At 68.5% G+C, this 18,978-nt stretch carries 19 protein-coding genes; 9 read left to right on the top strand and 10 right to left on the bottom strand.

Translation table 11 applies throughout. The features are described 5' to 3' along the window. Nucleotides 1–248 precede the first annotated feature (248 nt). Both GGR12_RS15600 and GGR12_RS15595 read left to right on the top strand, forming a co-directional pair. Nucleotides 249–1,292 carry a ribonucleotide-diphosphate reductase subunit beta gene (locus tag GGR12_RS15600; RefSeq protein ID WP_425486225.1) on the top strand — a complete coding sequence of 348 codons (1,044 nt, stop codon included), beginning with the start codon at nt 249–251 and terminating at the stop codon, nt 1,290–1,292. Between the two features lies 1 nt (nt 1,293). After that, nucleotides 1,294–2,325 (top strand): oxidoreductase, encoded by a 1,032-nt coding sequence (locus GGR12_RS15595; RefSeq protein ID WP_183205834.1) that lies wholly within the window; start codon nt 1,294–1,296, stop codon nt 2,323–2,325. Between the two features lie 3 nt (nt 2,326–2,328). On the opposite strand, the gene GGR12_RS15590 is transcribed toward GGR12_RS15595, so the two are convergent. The 6 genes from GGR12_RS15590 to GGR12_RS15565 all read right to left on the bottom strand — a co-directional run bounded on the left by GGR12_RS15590 (nt 2,329) and on the right by GGR12_RS15565 (nt 8,286). Further along, nucleotides 2,329–3,837 (bottom strand): carboxylesterase/lipase family protein, encoded by a 1,509-nt coding sequence (locus GGR12_RS15590; RefSeq protein WP_183205560.1) that lies wholly within the window; start codon nt 3,835–3,837, stop codon nt 2,329–2,331. Between the two features lie 50 nt (nt 3,838–3,887). Then, nucleotides 3,888–4,643, bottom strand: a complete 756-nt coding sequence (locus GGR12_RS15585; protein ID WP_183205558.1) for a molybdopterin-binding protein — start codon at nt 4,641–4,643, stop codon at nt 3,888–3,890. Beyond that, nucleotides 4,640–5,410 (bottom strand): cytochrome b/b6 domain-containing protein, encoded by a 771-nt coding sequence (locus GGR12_RS15580; RefSeq protein ID WP_183205556.1) that lies wholly within the window; start codon nt 5,408–5,410, stop codon nt 4,640–4,642. Before GGR12_RS15580 ends, GGR12_RS15585 begins: the two co-directional genes overlap by 4 nt. Before the next feature lie 70 nt (nt 5,411–5,480). Then, the gene (locus tag GGR12_RS15575) at nt 5,481–5,969 is read right to left on the bottom strand and encodes a cell wall hydrolase (RefSeq protein ID WP_183205554.1); all 489 of its coding nucleotides are present in this window, start codon (nt 5,967–5,969) and stop codon (nt 5,481–5,483) included. 93 nt (nt 5,970–6,062) lie between these two features. After that, nucleotides 6,063–7,523: a sensor histidine kinase gene (locus tag GGR12_RS15570; RefSeq protein ID WP_183205552.1), complete on the bottom strand. Its 1,461-nt coding sequence runs from the start codon at nt 7,521–7,523 to the stop codon at nt 6,063–6,065. Between the two features lie 40 nt (nt 7,524–7,563). Next, nucleotides 7,564–8,286, bottom strand: a complete 723-nt coding sequence (locus GGR12_RS15565; protein ID WP_183205551.1) for a TVP38/TMEM64 family protein — start codon at nt 8,284–8,286, stop codon at nt 7,564–7,566. A gap of 131 nt (nt 8,287–8,417) precedes the next feature. Between GGR12_RS15565 and rpmH the strand changes: the two genes are divergently transcribed. The 6 genes from rpmH to GGR12_RS15535 all read left to right on the top strand — a co-directional run bounded on the left by rpmH (nt 8,418) and on the right by GGR12_RS15535 (nt 14,118). Continuing rightward, nucleotides 8,418–8,552 (top strand): 50S ribosomal protein L34, encoded by a 135-nt coding sequence (rpmH, locus tag GGR12_RS15560; protein WP_123288089.1) that lies wholly within the window; start codon nt 8,418–8,420, stop codon nt 8,550–8,552. Between the two features lie 24 nt (nt 8,553–8,576). Then, complete coding sequence (gene rnpA / locus GGR12_RS15555) at nt 8,577–8,978, top strand: ribonuclease P protein component (RefSeq protein WP_183205548.1); 402 nt, start codon at nt 8,577–8,579, stop codon at nt 8,976–8,978. A 5-nt stretch (nt 8,979–8,983) separates the two neighbouring features. After that, a complete protein-coding gene (gene yidC / locus GGR12_RS15550; protein ID WP_183205546.1) occupies nt 8,984–10,786 on the top strand; it encodes a membrane protein insertase YidC in 1,803 nt (600 codons plus the stop codon). A 1-nt stretch (nt 10,787) separates the two neighbouring features. Next, complete coding sequence (yihA, locus tag GGR12_RS15545) at nt 10,788–11,429, top strand: ribosome biogenesis GTP-binding protein YihA/YsxC (protein WP_183205545.1); 642 nt, start codon at nt 10,788–10,790, stop codon at nt 11,427–11,429. A 143-nt stretch (nt 11,430–11,572) separates the two neighbouring features. Then, nucleotides 11,573–12,532: an alpha/beta fold hydrolase gene (locus GGR12_RS15540; RefSeq protein WP_183205543.1), complete on the top strand. Its 960-nt coding sequence runs from the start codon at nt 11,573–11,575 to the stop codon at nt 12,530–12,532. Nucleotides 12,533–12,588: 56 nt separating this feature from the next. Then, nucleotides 12,589–14,118: a M20/M25/M40 family metallo-hydrolase gene (locus GGR12_RS15535; protein ID WP_183205541.1), complete on the top strand. Its 1,530-nt coding sequence runs from the start codon at nt 12,589–12,591 to the stop codon at nt 14,116–14,118. 3 nt (nt 14,119–14,121) lie between these two features. Here the strand turns inward: GGR12_RS15535 and GGR12_RS15530 are convergent, their stop codons facing one another. From GGR12_RS15530 to GGR12_RS15515, 4 genes are read right to left on the bottom strand one after another with little or no spacing between them, the layout of a single operon-like run. Then, the gene (locus GGR12_RS15530) at nt 14,122–15,111 is read right to left on the bottom strand and encodes an LLM class flavin-dependent oxidoreductase (RefSeq protein ID WP_183205539.1); all 990 of its coding nucleotides are present in this window, start codon (nt 15,109–15,111) and stop codon (nt 14,122–14,124) included. A 46-nt stretch (nt 15,112–15,157) separates the two neighbouring features. Next, nucleotides 15,158–16,096: a pirin family protein gene (locus GGR12_RS15525; protein WP_183205537.1), complete on the bottom strand. Its 939-nt coding sequence runs from the start codon at nt 16,094–16,096 to the stop codon at nt 15,158–15,160. Beyond that, entirely contained in the window at nt 16,093–17,082 is a 990-nt protein-coding gene (locus GGR12_RS15520; protein WP_183205535.1) for a YncE family protein, read from the bottom strand. Before GGR12_RS15520 ends, GGR12_RS15525 begins: the two co-directional genes overlap by 4 nt. Before the next feature lie 24 nt (nt 17,083–17,106). Then, entirely contained in the window at nt 17,107–17,595 is a 489-nt protein-coding gene (locus GGR12_RS15515; protein WP_183205533.1) for an Lrp/AsnC family transcriptional regulator, read from the bottom strand. A gap of 146 nt (nt 17,596–17,741) precedes the next feature. Here GGR12_RS15515 and GGR12_RS15510 point away from each other — a divergent pair, with 146 nt between their 5' ends. Beyond that, nucleotides 17,742–18,977: a 3-methyl-2-oxobutanoate dehydrogenase (2-methylpropanoyl-transferring) subunit alpha gene (locus GGR12_RS15510; RefSeq protein ID WP_183205531.1), complete on the top strand. Its 1,236-nt coding sequence runs from the start codon at nt 17,742–17,744 to the stop codon at nt 18,975–18,977. Nucleotide 18,978 lies beyond the last annotated feature (1 nt).

The raw sequence follows: 18,978 nt of genomic DNA, 5'->3' as shown, positions 1-18,978 counted from the left end.
ATCCTCTCCCTTTTGCGCCGCCAGCCTGCGCCGGGCCGCGCCCGCCCGCACTCAAGTCCTCCGCCCTGGCCCATAAGGCGGCCTTGGGACCATCCCCGGTTTCATCCCCGGTCCTGTATGGCGCAGCTACTACATGTAGCGGCTTCGGAAAAAGTGATCGCAATATAGCCGCATTTCGACTTGGCGCCGCGCCTCCGCGCCCGCATGGTGAAAGTCATTCCATTCCGGATTCGCCGACCGAGCTCCCGATGAACGCGCACGCCCCGATGAAGCTTTCGACCCCCGGCCTGCTGACGCCGTCGGCCGCCTACAAGCCGTTCCGGTACCCGTGGGCCTTCGACATGTGGAAGAAGCAGCAGCAGGTCCACTGGATGCCCGAAGAGGTGCCGCTGGGCGAGGACATGAAGGACTGGGCCGTCAATCTGAACGACGGCGAGCGCAACCTGCTGACCCAGATTTTCCGCTTCTTCACCCAGGCCGACATCGAGGTCCAGGACAACTACATGGAGCGCTACGGTCGGGTGTTCAAACCGACCGAGGTCAAGATGATGCTGGCGAGCTTCGCCAACATGGAGACCATCCACATCGCGGCCTACGCCCTGCTGCTCGAGACCATCGGCATGCCCGAGAGCGAGTTCGGCGCCTTCATGGAATACGAGGCCATGCGGGACAAGCACGACTATATGGGCCGGTTCGGGGTCGAAACCGACGCCGACATCGCCCGTACCCTGGCCATGTTCGGCGGCTTCGCCGAGGGGCTTCAGCTGTTCGCCTCGTTCGCGATGCTGATGAACTTCCCGCGCCAGAACAAAATGAAGGGCATGGGCCAGATCGTGTCGTGGTCGGTGCGGGACGAGAGCCTGCACTGCGAGGGCATCATCAAGCTGTACCACGCCTTCAACAAGGAGACCGGCGCGGTCACCCCGCAGGTCGCCGCCGACATCGTCGAATGCTGCAAGACGGTGGTCGAGATGGAGGACAAGTTCATCGACCTGGCCTTCGAAATGGGTCCGGTGAACGGCATGGTTCCCGACGACATCAAGCAATACATCCGCTTCATCGCCGACTGGCGCCTGCGCCAGCTGCAGCTGCCGGAAGCCTATGGCGTGAAGGAAAACCCGCTGCCGTGGCTTCAGTCGCTGCTGTCGGGCGTCGAGCACGCCAACTTCTTCGAAGCGCGCGCCACGGAATACTCCAAGGCTGCGACCAAGGGCTCGTGGCACGGCGCCGAAGGCGTCTGGGGCAGCTTCGACGCCATGATGAAGAAGCGCGCCGAGGGCGCCGAGGTCTGATCTGACCGCGCCCGCCAACGTCGCCCTCGTCGGGTTCGGCTATGCCGGCCGGACCTTTCACGCGCCGCTCATCGACGCCTGCCCGGGACTGAACCTGCATACGGTGGTCACCGGCCGGCCGGACGCCCTGGCGGAGGCCTGGCCGGGTGTCCGGGCCGTCGCGACGCTCGACGCCGCCCTCGCTGACGCCGCCATTGATCTGGTGGTCATCGCCACGCCCAACGACCTGCACGCGCCCCAGGCCATCGCGGCGCTGGAGGCGGGCAAGGCGGTCGTCATCGACAAGCCGTTCGCCGTCTCCCTTGAGGAGGCCCGCGAGGTCGCCGCCGTCGCCGATGCTCGCGGCCTGCTGCTGTCGGTCTTTCATAACCGCCGCTGGGACGCCGACTTCCTCGCCCTGAAGGCCGAACTGCACGCAAACCGCCTCGGCCCCGTCCGCACCTTCGAAAGCCGCTTCGACCGCTTCCGGCCCGAGGTCCGCGACCGCTGGCGCGAGAAGGCCCAGCCCGGCGGCGGCATCTGGCACGACCTCGGCCCCCACCTGATCGATCAGGCGCTGGTGCTGTTCGGACGCCCCCTCGGGATCACCTGCGACCTCGCGGTGCTCCGCGACGGCGGCGAGGCGATCGACTGGGCTGACGCCGTCCTCCGCTATGCCGACAAGCGCGTCGTTCTCCATGCCGACATGACCACCCCCGCGCCCGACGTCCGCTTCGCCGTCCACGGCGCCCGCGCCAGCTGGCTGAAGTCCGGCCTCGACGTGCAGGAGGACCAGCTCAAGGCCGGTCTCCCGGTCGGCCGCGAGGGCTGGGGCGTCGACCCACTGCCCGCCGTACGCGTCGACGGCGCCTCAGGTCGCCGCGAGGTCGCGCCCGGTCCTCCCGGCGACTACCGCGCCTACTACGACGGCATCGCCCGGGCCCTCGTGGGCGAAGGCCCCAATCCCGTCCCGGCCGCCGAGGCCCTGTCGGTCATGGAAGTGCTGGAGGCGGGCATCGAGAGCGATCACCGCCGGGCCGAGGTCCTGCTCTAGCCGTCAGGTCCCGGGCTGGATGTAGGGGATGCGCCCGAAGAAACGCCGCTCGTCGCCGCGCGGGTCGTTCTCCATCCGGGGCGCCACGTCCATGACCATCGTCTCGCGCCGCTCCAGCGAATAGCGCGTCCAGGTCGGCAAGCCCGGGTGGTTCGGATCGCCGGTGCGGGCGAAGGCGATCAGCGCATCGCTCATCCGGTCGGCCATAGCCTGCGCCGCCGGCCCGACCGCCCCCGAACCCTCGGCGCCGACATTGTCCAGCATCAGCGGTATGTCCGAGGTGTGGAAGGCCCCCGTCCGCCCGTTGGGCAGCCGGCTGGCCCAGTCCAGTTGATAGACGAAGGCGGGCGACCCCTGTGCCGCCCGGGCCTCCGCCTCGATCACCGCGGCGCGCCAGCTGCGGGCGGCGGTGGTGGCCCGGATCAGCACCTGGTCGGGCGACATCTCAGGATGCTCGCGCCGGTACCAGGCCACGACCTCCTCCGGCGCCACGTCGATGCGCATCTGCGACGGCGTCAGCTTTGCGGGCAGGCTGTCCCAGGTCAGCCCGGCGTTGGCCGGGTCGCCGCCGAGGAAGGCCAGCGTCTCCTCGCGGGTATTGCCGATCATCATCGGTATGGCCGCCGATTGCGGCGCGGCGTCGGGCCAGAACGGATGCCGCGTCAGGCTGCGTCCGTCCAGCACCGGCCCGAAGTACAGCGAACCGCCCAGGATCGGATCGGTCGCGCCCGCCGCCTCGATCAGGCGTTCGACCGGCATCGTCCGCACCTCGTCGATCCGGTCCGGCGTCAGCTCCAGCGCCGCCAGCCAGACCTCGGCCCGCCGTGTGGCGTTCAGCGGTCCCGACGCCGTGACCTGCTGCCCGCTCATGGTCACGGCGCGATGGAACAGGCCGGCCGCCGCCGGCATGGCCATCAGCGTCGCGATCTTGGCCCCGCCGCCGGATTGACCGACGACCGTGACGCAGCCGGCGTCGCCTCCGAACGCATAAATGTTGTCCCGCACCCACTGCAGGGCCAGCACAAGGTCCAGCTGGCCCAGATTGCCCGAGTCCTCGAACCCCGGCGCCAGCCGCGCCAGCGACGCATAGCCCAGCGGCCCCAGCCGGTGGTTGACGGTGACCACCACCACATCGCCCCGCGCCGCCAGCCGTGCGCCGTTGGTCAACGGGCTGGATCCCGATCCGGTCGAATAGGCCCCGCCATGGATGTAGACGATCACGGGCCTTCGCCCGGAATGCACTGCGGACGTCCACACGTTCAGACGCAGGCAGTCCTCGGACTGGTTCGGCTCATTTCCGCGCTGGGGCGAGGCCGGTCCGAACGCCTCTGCACGCAACTGTCCGGTCCAGGGCGCGACCGGCCGGGGCGTCTCGAACCGCCCGGCCTGACCATAGGGAATGCCCTTGCCTGACAGGACGAGGCCATCCAGCGCCAGGCGGACGGCGCCCGATCGCGTCTGCGCCACGACCAGCTGGCGGTTCTTCGCCCCCGCTCCGCTCGCCCCCGTCATCAACGCGGCCCCCGCCGCCCATCCCAGCCCTTGGCCCAGCCCCCGCCGGGTCAGATTCCCGCGTACCACTCGTAGCCCCGATCTTCCCAGTAACCGCCCTTGCCGCCGCCGATGTCGGCGAAGCTGTCCACGGCCTCGATGCGCCGTATGTATTTGGCGTGTTTGTAGCCCAGTTGCCGTTCGACCCGCAGCCTCAGCGGCGCCCCGTGCGGAACCGGCAGCGTCTCCCCGTTCATCGCATAGGCCAGGATGGTCTGCGGGTGCCGCGCATCGATCATATCGATGCTCTCGTAATACCGCTCGCCATCCTCCTGCTGGTCCAGGGCGTCGAAGCAATGGAACACGACGTACTTCGCGTCGGGCTTCAGCCCCGCCTCGTCCAGCAACGCCTCCAGCCGCACGCCCGTCCATTCGGCGATGGAGGTCCAGCCCTCGACGCAGTCGTGCTTGGTGATCTGCGTCTGCGCCGGACGGGCCCGCAGGTCGGCGAGGCTCAACGACAGCGGCCGATCCACCAGGCCGTCCACCACCAACCGATAGCCGGCGAAACCGTCGGCCTTCAGGGCCAGATAGTCCGACGCCGCCGGATCGACGGATCCGTTCGGCCGGAAGTCCGGTGAGATTTCGGCGCGGCTATAGGTCGGCGCCAGGGCGTCGCGCGGCACGATCAGGCGCTGCATCCGGCGCGTCAGGCCTTCCGACATCCGCCGCGCCTGTTCCGAAAGGTCCGCCCCGACCCGGCCGCACGCGGTCAGCATCGTCGTCGCGACGCCCACCGCTCCGATCAGCCAACGGCGGCGGTTCATCGGGGACCTCCCTGGTCCGGCGCACGACCCGACCGGATCGCGTACCAGCCGGTGATCATGGACCGCATGTTGTTCGCCGGCCCCGTCCAGATCACCAGTCCGACGTGGACGACGACGAAGCCGACGATCAGGCCGGCGGAAATGAAATGCAGCGTGCGCGCGGACTGCCGCCCGCCCAACAGCTCCAGCAGCAGCCCCCCGATGGCGTTGAACCCCGGCGACATCGACAGGCCGGTGAGCAGCATCATCGGCAGCACCACCAGGATCATGGCCAGGTAGGTCAGCTTCTGCAGGACATTGTACGTCCGCGCCCGCTCATCATTCGGAAAATGCAGGCGCACATGCTCGGCGACCGTCGTGCCGAAGCCGCGCAGGTCCGACGGCGTCGGCCACAGGCGTTGCGCCAGCCACCGCAACAGCACGCCCAGGGTCAGATAGGCCAATCCGTTGGCGACGAAGATCCAGGCGAACAGGAAATGCCAGTGCCGCGCCTGCGCCAGGTCGCGCACCTGCGGCAGCATCATCCAGCCCGGCAGGGTCGGAATCTGCAGCCACGGATCGGCGAAGGTCGAGCGGACGCCCCAGTACAGCGCCGGGTGCGCCATCAGGATGTTCAGCCCGCTCATCAGCAGGACGACGACCGCGATGACATTGATCCAGTGGGTGATCCGCACCCAGCCCGGGTGACGCCAGGTGTCTATGCGGCCGTCCGCCCGCACGCGGTCAGCGCGTGCTGCGTCCTTCGGGTCCGCTGGTACATCTGTCATCGATCTTCCCGTCGGGCGGGTGGATCGACGGTCTCACGGGCGGGCGCCGCGCGCAACGCGGCCTCGCGGACTACTTCGGCGCGTCGGGCGTGATGCAGACCCGGCCGCTGGCCCGGCAGGCGGCGACCTCGGCTTCCCACGCGGCGCGCTCGCGTTCCCAGCGGGCCCGGGCCGAGTCGGCTGCGGCGACGTTCGCCTCCCATTCCGCGCGGGCGGTGTTCGAGCGGGCGTTCTCGGCGCGCCAGCGCTCGTTCTGGGCCTCGAACGCGGCCTGGGCCTCGACTTCCGATCGCTCGGCCGCTGCATTGCCGGCGACGATGCTGGAGTTCAGCTTGATGGTGGCGGCGAGCTCAGCCGGGTCCTGTTCCGCGTCCGTCGCCTGGTCCGCTTCATAGCTCTCGCTCCGCATCCGCAGCCACTCCGCCGACCCCGGGGCCGGCTCGGCGGCGACGGCGGCCGTCGTTTGCGCCGGCGTGGCGACAGGCTTGGTCGACTGGGCCATGGCGGGCGCTGCGGCCAGCGACAGGACGGCAAGGCAGGCGAGGGTGGTGCGGATCATCGGCGAACTCCTTTGGCGAGGACGATGTTTTACAAGCTGGGCCGTTTCGCGGCCTTCGGGAATGCGAAACGCCGTTCGAGCAAATTGGCGCCGTCAGTTCGGCAGGCGCAGTTCGAAGGTCGTCCCGGTCGGGCTGGTGTTCACCAGCGTCAGGGAGCCGCCGTTGATCGCCGCCAGTTCCCGCGAAATGGTCAGGCCCAGGCCGGTGCCGTCCGAACCCCGGCCGCTCACGAAGGCTTCGAACAGCCGGTCGGACAGGCGGGGCGGGATGCCGGGCCCGTCGTCGGCGATATGGATCACGCAATCTCCGTCCTCGCCGCTGGCCGTCACGCGAACGACGCCGCGATGATCCGGGCGCGCGGTGTCGCCCTCGATCGCCTGACGGGCGTTGCGCATCAGGTTCACCAGGATGCGGTGCAACTGGTCCGGATCTGCGTGGACGTTGAACCGGGCCGGGATCGCCTTCACCAGTCGGACGCCTTCAGCCGACAGCCCCGCATCCTCCGCCGCGCTCGTGATGGCGGCGGCCAGCGGCAGCCGCACCTTCTGCGGCGGCGGCTCCTCGCTGCGGCCGTACTCCAGCACGTTGCGGGACAGGGCTGTAGCCCGGCCCAGCGCCCGCTCCAGACGCGGCAGGGCCTTGGCCACCTGCGGGTCGGGCGAGGTCGCCAGTCGCTCCGACGCCATCTGGGCCGAGGTCAGCATGTTACGCAGGTCGTGATTGATCTTGGCCACCGCCTCGCCCAACGCCACCAGACGGGCGCGGGACCGCAGCGAATGCCGGACTTCCTCCTGCATGCGCGCCAGTTCGCGCTCGACCCGGCCGATCTCGTCGTTGCGATCGCTGGGCGTGTCGCCCTCGCTCTCCGGGTTCTCGGCGAAATGCTCGATGGATCGGGTCACGCGGCGCAGCGGCTGCAGCACCAGGAAGGCCAGACCGGCGTAGAGCAGCCCCCCGGCCACGAGCGAGATGAACAGCGAGGTCAGCAGGCTGTTCAGGAGGAAGGCCCGGAGCTCCGTCTTCAGCGGCTGGGCGGGGGCCAGAACCTCGATGAAGTCGCCGGAGCGGTAGCGCGGCCGCGCCTGGACGCGGATGGACCGGTCCGGGTGCCCGAACAGGGTCCGCCACGGGTCCGTCAGGCGCGCCATGGGGCGGTGCTGGCGCAGGTCGATCAGATCGGGCGTGCGCGGCAGGTTCGGGGCCTGCAGCAGCAGGCGGCGCACGCCCTGGTCCCCGACCACGACCGCCTGCACGCCGCCGATGGCCAGCAGCTGTTCCGCGGTATCGTCCTCGACGGCGGAATAGGGCAGGGCCTCGACCCCGACAGACGCCAGCTCGGCCGACTGCAGCCGGTCCAGCAGCCAGCGCTCGTGGAAGCTGGCGGCGCTGGGCGCCACGATCAGGACCTCGACGATGGCGGCGAAGGCGAAGGTCAGCAGCAGCAGCCGCCAGGCCAGGGCGTCAGGCGCGTGGAACCGCAGCCGCTCGCGCCAGTCGGCGGGAACGTGCAGTCCCTTGCGGACGTCGCTCAACAGGGCGCGCAGTCGGCTCATGGCCCATATAACGCAAAGCTGGAGCCAAATGCTGCGCTGTTCACACAGCCCTCCGCCGCGCCAGGGCCGCCTGCACGCCCTTCAGGGCGAAGGGCAGAACGACCGCCAGAATGAAGACGCCGGTCATCGGCGCCCAGAACTGCCCGAACAGGGCCTGGAAGTCCGGATCCGGATCAGTGATCAGCAGCGTGTTCAACCGCGCCCCGATCCAGCAATAGATGATGTGCGCCGGCAGCAGACCGATGACAGTGGCCACGGTGTAGGGCAGCAGCCGCACCGCCATGACGCCCGCCGCGATATTGATCATGTGGAACGGCACGACCACCGCCAGGCGGGACGCCAGCACGTACCAGAACGTGTCCTTGTCGATGGCGGTGCAGACTTTCTGCATCATACCTTTGTCGCGTTCCGCCTTTTCTCTCAGCGACTGCCCCAGCGCCGTCCGGGCCACGCCGTAGACGATCAGGGCCCCGATCGTCGCGGCGATGGAGGTCGCCACCCCGCCCACCCACGGCCCGAACAGGTAGCCCGCGGTGATGGTCACGAAGAATACGCCGGGCACCACGCTGGCCGTCAGAATGGCGAAAACCGCCATAAGAATCAGCAGGCTGAGGAAATAGTTCTCGGCGGTGAAGGCGCGAAAATCCGCGCCGTGATCGCGAATGGTGTCCAGCGACAGATAGCGATTCCAGCCCATGCCGAAGATCAGGGCGATCATGGCCGCCAGGACGAACAAGGGCAGGAAGCGTTTCAGCCGGTCCATTCTCTCTCCGCGCCGCGCGCCGTTCAGGCTTCGACGGCGTTGACTCCTCGGGACCATCCCCTTATACGCCCGCCCTTCCTGCGGCGGACGCCTTCCGTCGCCTACCTGTCAGTTTTTCCAAGGAGCCGACCGTGAAGCGGACCTATCAGCCGTCGCGACTCGTGCGCAAGCGCCGTCACGGTTTCCGTTCGCGGATGGCCACCAAGAACGGTCAGAAGATCGTTCAGCGCCGCCGCGCCAAGGGCCGTAAGCGCCTGACGGCCTAAGTCGTCCGGCGCCCGGACGGGCGCATGAGCGACCTCGTGAAAATCGAACGCCTTAAATCGCGGCCCCAGTTTCTGGCGGCCGCGAAAGGCGTTTCCGAAGCCCGCGGCGCCGTCGTCGTCCAGCGACTGGATCGCCGGGACGGCGACGCCGTCATCCGCCTCGGCTTCACCGCCACCCGCAAGGTCGGCGGCTCGGTCGTGCGCAACCGCGCGAAACGCCGTCTGCGCGAGGCCGCCCGCGCGCTTGCGCCGCAGTTTGCGGCGGCCGGAAGCGACTATGTGTTCATCGCCCGCATGGGCACGGCGGACCGGTCCTGGGACCGGCTGCTTGACGACGTGAAATCGGCGCTTACAAGGCTCGCGACCCCGCGGTCGGCGCCAGTTCCCGCGCCCTCGACGCCCGCGCCCGCCGGCCAGGACTCCTGATCTCCATGCCTCCTCAAAACGACAGCCGCAACACGATCGTCTTCATGGTGATCGCGGGCATCATGCTGGTTCTCTACAGCGTCTTCGTGATGCAGCCGCAGACCGAGAAGCGGCGCGCCGCCCAGCGCGTGGCGGCTGAGCAGGCCGCTTCGGCGCCGGCCGCCGGCGCCGACGCCGCGCCCCGGTTCACCGAGGATCGCACCGTCGCCCTGGGCACGTCCGCCCGCGTCCGCATCGAGACGCCGAAGCTGATCGGTTCGCTGTCGCTGACCGGCGCCCGTATCGACGACCTGTTCCTGACCAACTACCGCGAGACGATCGCCAAGGACTCGCCACCGGTCGAACTCTTCCGCCCGGACGGCATGCGTCACGCCTACTTCGCCCAGTTCGGCTGGAGCGGCCCGAATATCCCCGGCGGCGTGCCCCGGGCCGACACCCCCTGGCGCCTGACGCACGGCTCGGTTCTGACGCCGACGACGCCGGTGACCCTGACCTGGGACAATGGAGCGGGCCTGCGCTTCACCCGCGTCGTCAGCGTCGACGAGCAGTACATGTTCACGGTGACCGACACGGTCGCCAACTTCAGCGCCCAGGCCGTGACTCTCGCCCCGGGGGCCAAGGTCCAGCGCCAGGGCGTGCCGGATGACCTGGGCCGCAACCAGATCCTGCACGAAGGCGCCATCGGCACCTTCGGCGACGGCGAGCGCTTCTCGACCACCCAGCTCAAGTACAAGGCCTGGGCGAAGAAGCCGGTGCAGGAACACGAGTCGACCGGCGGCTGGCTCGGCATCACGGACAAGTACTGGATGGCGGCCCTGATCCCGCCACAGGGCGAGCAGATCAACGCCGAGTTCCGCGTCGAGGACGCCGCGACCTTCGATATCCATTCGGCCTCGATGCTGGGCGCCGCCCGCACCATCCAGCCGAACCGCCAGATCACCGAGACGACCCATCTGTTCGCCGGCGCCAAGCGCAACGAGATCCTCGCGGGCTACGAGAAGTCGCTCGGCCTGCCGCGCTTCATCTACGCGATCGACTGGGGCATGTTCTTCTTCCTGACGCGCCCGATCTTCCTCGTCATCGAGTTCTTCTACGGCGTGCTCGGCAACTTCGGTCTGGCCATCCTGGCCCTGACCCTGACCGTCCGCCTGATCATGTTCCCGCTCGCCAACAAGAGCTACGAGAGCATGTCGAAGATGCGGAACCTCCAGCCCAAGATGGAGGAGATCAAGAAGAAGCATCCCGACGACGCCGCCAAACAGCAGCAGGAGCTGATGGCGCTGTACCAGAAGGAGAAGATCAATCCGCTGGCGGGCTGTCTGCCGCTGCTGCTGCAGATCCCGGTCTTCTACGCCGTTTACAAGATGCTGTCGGTCACCATCGAAATGCGCCACGCGCCCTTCTTCGGCTGGCTGCGCGACCTGTCGGCGCCCGATCCGACCACCATCTGGAACCTGTTCGGCCTGATCCCGTGGGATCCGTCGACGGCTCCGCTGATCGGCAACCTGCTGGTCAGCCACCCCGGCGGCGGCTTCAGCCTCGGCCTCAGCGTCCTGGCCATCCTCTACGGCCTGACCATGTGGCTGCAGATGGCGATGAGCCCGCCCGCGCCGGATCCGATGCAGCGCCGCATCTTCCAGTTCATGCCGGTGGTGTTCACCTTCATCATGGCGAACTTCCCGGCCGGTCTGTTGATCTACTGGGCGTGGTCGAACGTTCTCACCATCTTCCAGCAGTACATCATCATGCACCGCTTCAAGGCCGAGAACCCGATCGACACCTTCATCGCCCGCTTCAAGAAAGCCTGAGTTGGACGACTTCACCCCCGAGGATCTGGAGCAGGCGCGCATCCTGTTCGCGCGCCCTGCGACCTTCGTCATGGGGTGCGCCAAGATCGAGCAGCTGCCCGATCCTGACCTGCCCGAGATCGCCTTCGCCGGCCGTTCCAACGTCGGCAAGTCCAGCCTGATCAACGGCCTGGTGGGCATGCACAAACTGGCCCGCGCCTCGAACGAGCCGGGCCGGACGCGCGAGGTCAATTTCTTCGACCTCGACGGCAAGATGCGTCTGGTCGACCTGCCCGGCTACGGCTGGGCCAAGGCGTCCAAGTCGACGGTGAAGAAATTCCAGGATCTCGGCCGCGACTATCTGCGCGGCCGCGTGACCCTGAAGCGGGTCTATCTGCTGATCGACGCCCGCCACGGCCTGAAGAGCGTGGACACCGAGGCCCTCGACGCCCTGGACCTCGCGGCCGTCAGCTACCAGATCATCCTGACCAAGGCCGACAAGCTGAAGAAGGGCGAGGCTGAGAAAGTTCAGGCCGAGACCCTCAAGGCCATCGCCAAGCGCCCCGCCGCCTTCCCGGCGGTCATCGTCACCTCGGCCGAAAAGGGCGACGGCATGCCCGAGCTTCGCGCCGAGATCATGCGCACGACAGGCGTGGCTCTTTAGTTCCGCTCATCCCGGCGAAAGCCGGGACCCAGTGCTTTGGGTGACGGAACGGTGCTAGCTGTGCACTGTCCGATGTCCTCGAACGCCTGAGTTTCGGTGAAAGAACTGGGTCCCGGCTTTCGCCGGGATGAGCGGAATTACTGATGCAGCAGCGCCTCATCCAGACCGACGGCCTTCGTCAGCAAATCCTCGAGGCCGGCTCCGGCCCGTTGGTCCTGCTGATCCACGGCTTCCCCGAACTCGGCGTCAGCTGGCGGGCGCAGGTGCAGGCGCTCGCCGACGCGGGCTTCCATGCCGTCGCGCCGGACATGCGCGGCTACGGCGGCACGGACAAGCCGGAGAGCCGCGACAGCTATTCGATCCTCAACCTCGTCGGCGACATGGTCGATCTGGTCCGGGCCCTGGGCGAGACGTCCTGCGTCGTCGTCGGCCACGACTGGGGCGCCCCGGTCGCCTGGCATTGCGCCCTGACCCGCCCCGACCTGTTCCGCGCCGTCGCCGGCCTGTCGGTGCCGTTCCAGCCGCGCCGCCCGAAGGGCCCGCCCACGCCGGCCATGGCGGCCCTGTCGAAACGCGGCGGCCTCGGCGACCTCTACATCAGCCGCTTCCAGGCGGACGACGCCCATCTGGAGTTCGACCGCGACCCGGCCACGGCGCTTCGCAAGATGTTCTACGCCTATGACGGCGCCACGCCCGACGGCCGCCAGTCGACCGGCTTCATGCCCGACGGCGTCAGCCTGACCGCCTCGATCGCCGACGACGCCACCCTGCCGCCGTGGCTGGGCCCTGAGCATTTCGCGGAGTACGTCGAGGCCTTCACCGCCGGCGGCTTCCGCGCGCCGCTGGACTGGTACCGCAACCTCGACCGCAACTGGTCCCTCACCGCCCATCTGCAGGACGCCCTCATCCGCGTGCCCGGCGCCTTCATCGTCGGTGAGCGTGATCCCGTCCGCCACTACGCCGGCGGTCATGAAGGGGGTCTGCGCGACTGGATCCCCGACCTGCGCATCCAGACCGTCCTCCCCGGCGCCGGTCACTGGATCCAGCAGGAACGGGCGGACGAGGTGAACCGCCTCCTCCTGCATTTCCTCGCGGGTCTCTGAGGCTGGACGCGCGATGGCAGCCGGGGTCTAGTCGCTTCGAACACGGGGAACCCGCCATGACCGTTACCGCCGATCGCCGCGCCCTCCTGACCGGGGCGGCCGCCCTCGCTGCCGGAAGCGTCTTTGGATTCAGACCCGGACCGGCCCTGGCTCAATCCGGCGACCTGCCGGCCATCCAGGCGGCGGTCGCGGCCGGCAAGGACGCGTCGACGGCGCGCATCCAGGACTGGATTCGCAACCCCTCGATCGCCGCCGAGAACCTGAACATGCCCGAGGGGGCCGAATACATGGCCCGGCTGGCCCGCGACGCGGGCTTCAGCGACGTGGAGATCATCCCGACCGACGGTCACCCCGGCGTCTTCGGGGTGATGGACGTGGGCGCTCCCCGCTGGCTGGCCGTCTACTTCATGTACGACGTCAAGCAGTTCGACCCGGCGGAATGGTCCTCGCCGCCGCTGGAGGCGGCGCTGGTGGACAAGGAGGGCTTCGGCCGGGTGATCGTCGGACGGGGGGCGGTGAACCAGAAGGGGCCGGAAGGCGCCTTCCTCGCCGCGCTGCACGCCCTGCGGGCCGCGGGCAAGTCGCCGCCGGTCAACCTCGTTCTGGTGTGCGAGGGGGAGGAGGAGATCGGCTCCCCTCACTTCCGCCAGGTGACGACCCGGCCGAACGTGCTCGCCGCGCTGAAGAAGTGCGAGGGCGTGTTCATCCCGACCGGCTGGCAGTCGCCGTCGACCGGCGCTGTGACCATCAACCTCGGCGCCAAGGGCATCATCGAATGCGAGCTGACCGCCTCGGGCGCCGCCTGGGGGCGGGGCCCGGCGCGCGATATTCACTCCAGCCAGAAGGCCAACGTCGATTCCCCGGCCTGGCGACTTGTCGCGGCGCTGTCGTCCCTGGTCAGTCCCGACGGCAACACACCGGCGATCGAGGGCTGGTTCGAACATGTTCGCGACCTGACTCCGCGCGAGCGCGAGTTGATCGCGGCGTCGGCGGAGGCGAACTCCGAGGCGGACGCCAAGCGGGCGCTCGGGGTCCAGACCTGGATCGACGACCTGCCGTGGCGGCAGTCGCTTGAGCGGCTGGCGTCGCAGCCGACGGTCAATATCGAGGGCCTGGTGGCGGGCTATACCGGCCCAGGCGGCAAGACGGTCCTGCCGGGCTCCGGGACCGCCAAGCTGGATATGCGCCTGGTCCCGAACCAGACCGTCGACGATTGTCTGGCCAAACTGCGCGCGCATCTGGACGCGAAGGGCTTCCCCGACGTCGAGGTCCGGTTCACCGGCGGCTACAATCCGACCGCGACGGCCGAGGACTCGCGCATCATCCGGGCGCAGAAGGCGGTTTACGATCGCGCCGGCGCGCCCAGCACCCTGTATCCGCGCTCGGCGGGATCCTGGCCCGGCTGCGTGTTCACCGACGCCCCGGTCGGTCTGCCGGCTGGACAGTTCGGTCTCGGCCACGGCAGCGGGGCGCATGCGCCGAACGAGTATTTCGTCATCGACTCGACCAATCCCAAGGTGGCCGGACTGGACGGGGCAACTCTCGGCTTCGTCGACTTCCTGTACGAAATGGCGTCGATCAGCTGACGGTCAGGCCAGGCCGTCGATCGCGTCCGCCGTCACTTCCAGACTGTGCAGACGCGGCTCCAGATCGTGGATCATGCCGGTGACCATCACCTCGTCCACGCCTGTCAGGGCGATGAACTCTTCCAGCTTCGTCCGCACCGTCTCGCGCCCGCCGATGGCGGCATAGGTCAGGCGGCTTTCGACCGCCGCCAGCTGGCGCGTGTCCAGCACGGTCGTGATGTCGTCGACGGGCGGCTTCAGCCGCCCCGGCTTGCCCGTCACCACCGCCGCGAACGCCTGCTGCATGGAGGTCGAGAGGCGCTGCGCCTCGGCGTCCGTATCGGCCGCGAACACGTTGATGGCCGCCATGGCGTAGGGCTGCGCCAGCTGTTTCGACGGGCGGAACCCGGCGCGATAGGTCTGCAGCGCCTGCAGCAGAAGTTCCGGCGCGAAATGACTAGCGAAGGCGAACGGCAGGCCCAGGTGGGCGGCCAGTTCCGCGCTGAACAGGCTGGAGCCCAGCAGCCAGATCGGCACCTTCGAACCCGCGCCAGGCCAGGCCGTCACCCGCTGTCCCTCGACCGGATCGCCGAGGAAGGCCTGCAACTCCATCACGTCGCGTGGGAACTGGTCCGCGGCCTCGAAATACCGGCGCAGGGCCCGCGCCGTCTCGCCGTCGGTGCCGGGCGCACGGCCCAGGCCCAGGTCGATGCGGCCGGGGAACAGCGCCTCCAGGGTGCCGAACTGTTCGGCCACCACCAGCGGCGCATGGTTGGGCAGCATGATCCCGCCCGAGCCGACGCGGATCTTCTCCGTCGCTCCCGCCACATGGGCCAGCGCCACCGCCGTCGCGGCGCTGGCGATGCCCGGCATGTTGTGATGCTCGGCCAGCCAGAAGCGGGTGAAGCCGTGCGCCTCCGCCTTCCTGGCCAGTTCGGCGGATTCCAGCAGGGCGCGCCGCGCATCGCCGCCTTCGACGATGGGCGAGAGATCGAGAACCGAGAAAGCTGTCATGCCCCCAAGATCGGGGGCCGCCGCCGTGGTTCAAGGACGCCGCCGCCTAAACGGGGTGCGTCGGCTCGGGCTTGACCGTATCGGGCGCCGGTTCGGGCGTGGACGGAACGTCGGGCAGGGGGATGAACTCGACGTCGTCCTCCGTCGGCAGGGCCATGCGGCCCGCCTTCCAGTCCGCCTTGGCGGCGTCGATCTTGTCCTGCGAAGACGAGACGAAATTCCACCAGATCAGACGTTGCCCCACCGGCTCGCCGCCCATGACCATGACCGTCGATGGTTTCAGCGCTTTGATCGTCGGCTCCGCCGTCGGCTCCAGCACGACCATCTGGCCCTCATGGAAAGCACGGTCGCCGACCTCGATCTCGCCCTTGGCGATGTACAGAGCCCGTTCGGAATAGCCGCCCGCGCCCTTGCCCGGCGGCGGCGCGGTGCGCACGCCCTCGGCCAGCTCCCAGTGGACATAGAACAGCGGCGACGACGCCGGCGCGGCGGCCTTGGCGCCATAGGCCTCGCCGGCGACCAGGCGCGCGAACAGGCCGCCGTTCTCATAGACCGGTTGGCCGTCCTCACCCAGGTGATGGAAGGACGGATCGCCGTCCTCGTGTTCGGTCGGCAGGGCGATCCACGCCTGCATGCCGTGCATCGGTCCGCCCGTGCTCTTCTTCAACGGATCGGTGCGTTCGGAGTGTACGATACCGCGCCCGGCGGTCATCCAGTTGACCTCGCCCGGCCGGATGGCCTGAACTGCGCCGGTGTTGTCCCGGTGCATGATCTCGCCCTCGAACAGATAGGTCAGGGTCGACAGGCCGATGTGCGGGTGCGGCCGCACGTTGATCGCCTCCGACCCCGGCGCGAACTCGGCCGGGCCCATCTGGTCCAGGAAGATGAAGGGCCCGACCATGCGGCGGGCGTGGAACGGCAGAACGCGCCCGACCTCGAAACCTCCAAGGTCCTTGCGGCGGGCGTCGATGACCATCTCGATCATGGCTGGGGCTCCAGGGGAATCAGGAAGCGGCTGACGACGGCGGGGGCCGGTGCGTCGGTGGTCGGGCGGCCTTCGCGATCGAAATCGGTCCACTGGCTGCGCGAGACGAAGATCAGCTGGTTGCCGCCCTCCACATAGCCGGTGGTCGGTTCGCTGAGGGCGCCGCCCTCAAGCAGGGCCTCGCGTCGGGTCACAGTGCTGAAGTCGGGCGACAGCCGCAGGCGCAATACGCGCGGGGTCCGGGTGCCGTTCTGGATGGCGATCAGGCCGTCGGTCTCCCAACCGATCAAACCGTCGATGCCGCGCAGTTCGACTCCCTCGGGGCCGGACAGGGGTGTGAATTCCGCGGTGGTGAAGTCGCGCAGGCCGAACCCCTCCGACAGGTCGATCCGGTGCAGCCCGGTGCCGTAGTCGGAGAACACCAGCCACCGGCCGTCCGGCGACACCACCATGCCCTGCGGCGAGCCGCGCTCCGGCAGCTGGACGAGGGGCTGCAGCCTTGCCTCTCCCGGCCTCAGGACCAGGATTTGTCGTGTTCCGGTATCGGCGACGAAAATCTCGCCATCGGCGCCCAGGGCGATGTCGCCGAAGGCGTGCCCTTCGCCGTCAGCCCCGAAGGTTCCGACCACGTCGCCGCTGTTGATCTCCAGCTGCAGCAGCTCCGCCGGCCGGTCTTCGCGCTCATCATGGGGCGAGGGCGAGGACGCCACCCAGATCGAGCCGCGCCCCATCTCGGAGATCAGCCCGAACATGGCCTGCCGGTCGGTCGGCCCGAACGGAGTGAGCGCGCCGTCTTCGCCGACCGTGAACAGACCCGCGCGATGCACGGACGAGACGACCAGGATGCCGGACGCGACCCGGCCCGTGGATTCGATCAGCCAGGGCTCTGCGGGGCTGGATGCGACGGTCTCCAGCGCCTGCGCGGACGCGTCACCGGCGCAGAACGCCAGCGTCAGTCCGACCACAGCTCCACCGAATCGACGCATGCCCTCTCCTGTTGGAGAGCGGCACTATCCGACGTGTGGGGTCACAATGCCAAGGGGCAGGGTCGTCACATTCTTCACGCCGCGCGTGACGATGTGGCTTTCGCAGTCCGACACGATGTTCAGGCTGAGCAGCTTCTCGCGCAGGAATTTGTCGAAGGCGTGCATGTCCGACGTGATGATCCGCAGCACATAGTCCTCGCGGCCGGTGATGGTGGCGCACTGCACCACCTCGGGCCAGTCGCTGACCGCCGTCTCGAAGGCGGTCAGATTGTCCGACGACGGCAGGCTCAGCTTGACGATGGCGTAGACCTCGAAGTCCAGGCCCAGCCGCACGGCGTCCAGCAGGGTCACCCGCTTGCGGATGAAGCCCGTGTCCTCCAGCCTTTTGATCCGGCGCCAGCACGGCGAGGCCGACAGTCCGACCCGGTCGGCGACCTCGGCGACCGACAGTCCGGCGTCCTGTTGCAGGATGTCCAGGATGCGGGCGTCGACGGGATCCAGATCGTCAGCCAAGGCGTTTCTCCGGTTCTGGCATTTGCGCAATAAAATACCGGCAAACCGCCTAAGGCAAGGTCGAAATCGAGCGAGCCTTCGCAAACGCCTCGTGCTAAACGCCGACCTGAGGAAACGCGGTCGGATCAACCGGACGGCAGGACGGAATGAAGAAGCCCAATACCCAAGCATTGTCGCTGCGCGTGCCGGAGCCTTCGGGCCGTCCCGGAGACAAGCCCGACTTCAGCCATCTGAAGCTCGACGCCGCCGGCGCCGTGGACCGGCCGCCGGTCTCGACCGCGCCGTTCGAGATGCGCGACCACGCCTTCAGCCTCGTCCGCGTGCTGGACGACGAGGGCAAGGCCGTCGGCCCGTGGAATCCGAAGCTGGATCCTGAAACGCTGCGTCGCGGCCTCAAGGCCATGATCCTGACGCGCGCCTTCGACGACCGGATGCATCGCGCCCACCGTCAGGGCAAAACCAGCTTCTACATGAAGTGCACCGGCGAGGAGGCCATCGCCGTCGCCCAGGGCATGATCCTCAACCGCGAGGACATGGGCTTCCCGACCTATCGCCAGCAGGGCCTGCTGATCGCCCGCGGCTATCCGCTGGTCGATATGATGAACCAGATCTATTCGAACGCTTCGGACCCGATCAAAGGCCGTCAGCTGCCGATCATGTACTCCTCGAAGGAGTACGGCTTCTTCACGATCTCCGGGAACCTCGGCACCCAGGTGCCGCAGGCCGTCGGCTGGGCCATGGCCAGCGCCTACAAGGGCGACGACAAGATCGCCATCAGTTGGATCGGCGACGGCGCCACCGCCGAAGGCGACTTCCACAACGCCCTGACCTTCGCCGCCGTCTACCGCGCGCCGGTCATCCTGAACGTCGTCAACAACCAGTGGGCCATCTCGTCCTTCATGGGCATCGCCGGCGGGCTCGAGACCACCTTCGCCTCCAAGGCCATCGGCTACGGCCTCCCGGCCCTGCGCGTCGACGGCAACGACTTTCTCGCCGTCTGGGCCGCGACCCAGTGGGCCGAGGAGCGTGCCCGCACCAACCAGGGCGCGACGGTCATCGAGCTGTTCACCTACCGCGGCGCCCCGCACTCCACCTCCGACGACCCCAGCCGCTACCGCCCCGGCGACGAGCACGAGAAATGGCCGCTGGGCGATCCGGTCGAGCGCCTGAAGCAGCACCTCATCGGCCTCGGCGAATGGTCCGACGAGCAGCAGGCGGCCGCCGAGGCCGACGCCGTCGAACAGGTCCGCGCCGCCGGCAAGGAGTCCGAGGCCATCGGCACGCTGGGCCAGTCGCGCCCGTCGGTGAAGACCATGTTCGAGGAAGTCTACGCCACCGAGGACTGGCGCATTACGGAGCAACGGCGCGAGGTGGGAGTCTGAC

It is taken from the genome of Brevundimonas lenta (genome assembly GCF_014196335.1).
In the GTDB taxonomy this organism is placed as follows: Bacteria; Pseudomonadota; Alphaproteobacteria; order Caulobacterales; family Caulobacteraceae; genus Brevundimonas; species Brevundimonas lenta.
The sequence above is the reverse complement of the archived record's forward strand: the minus strand, read 5'-3'. Positions and strand labels throughout refer to the sequence as shown.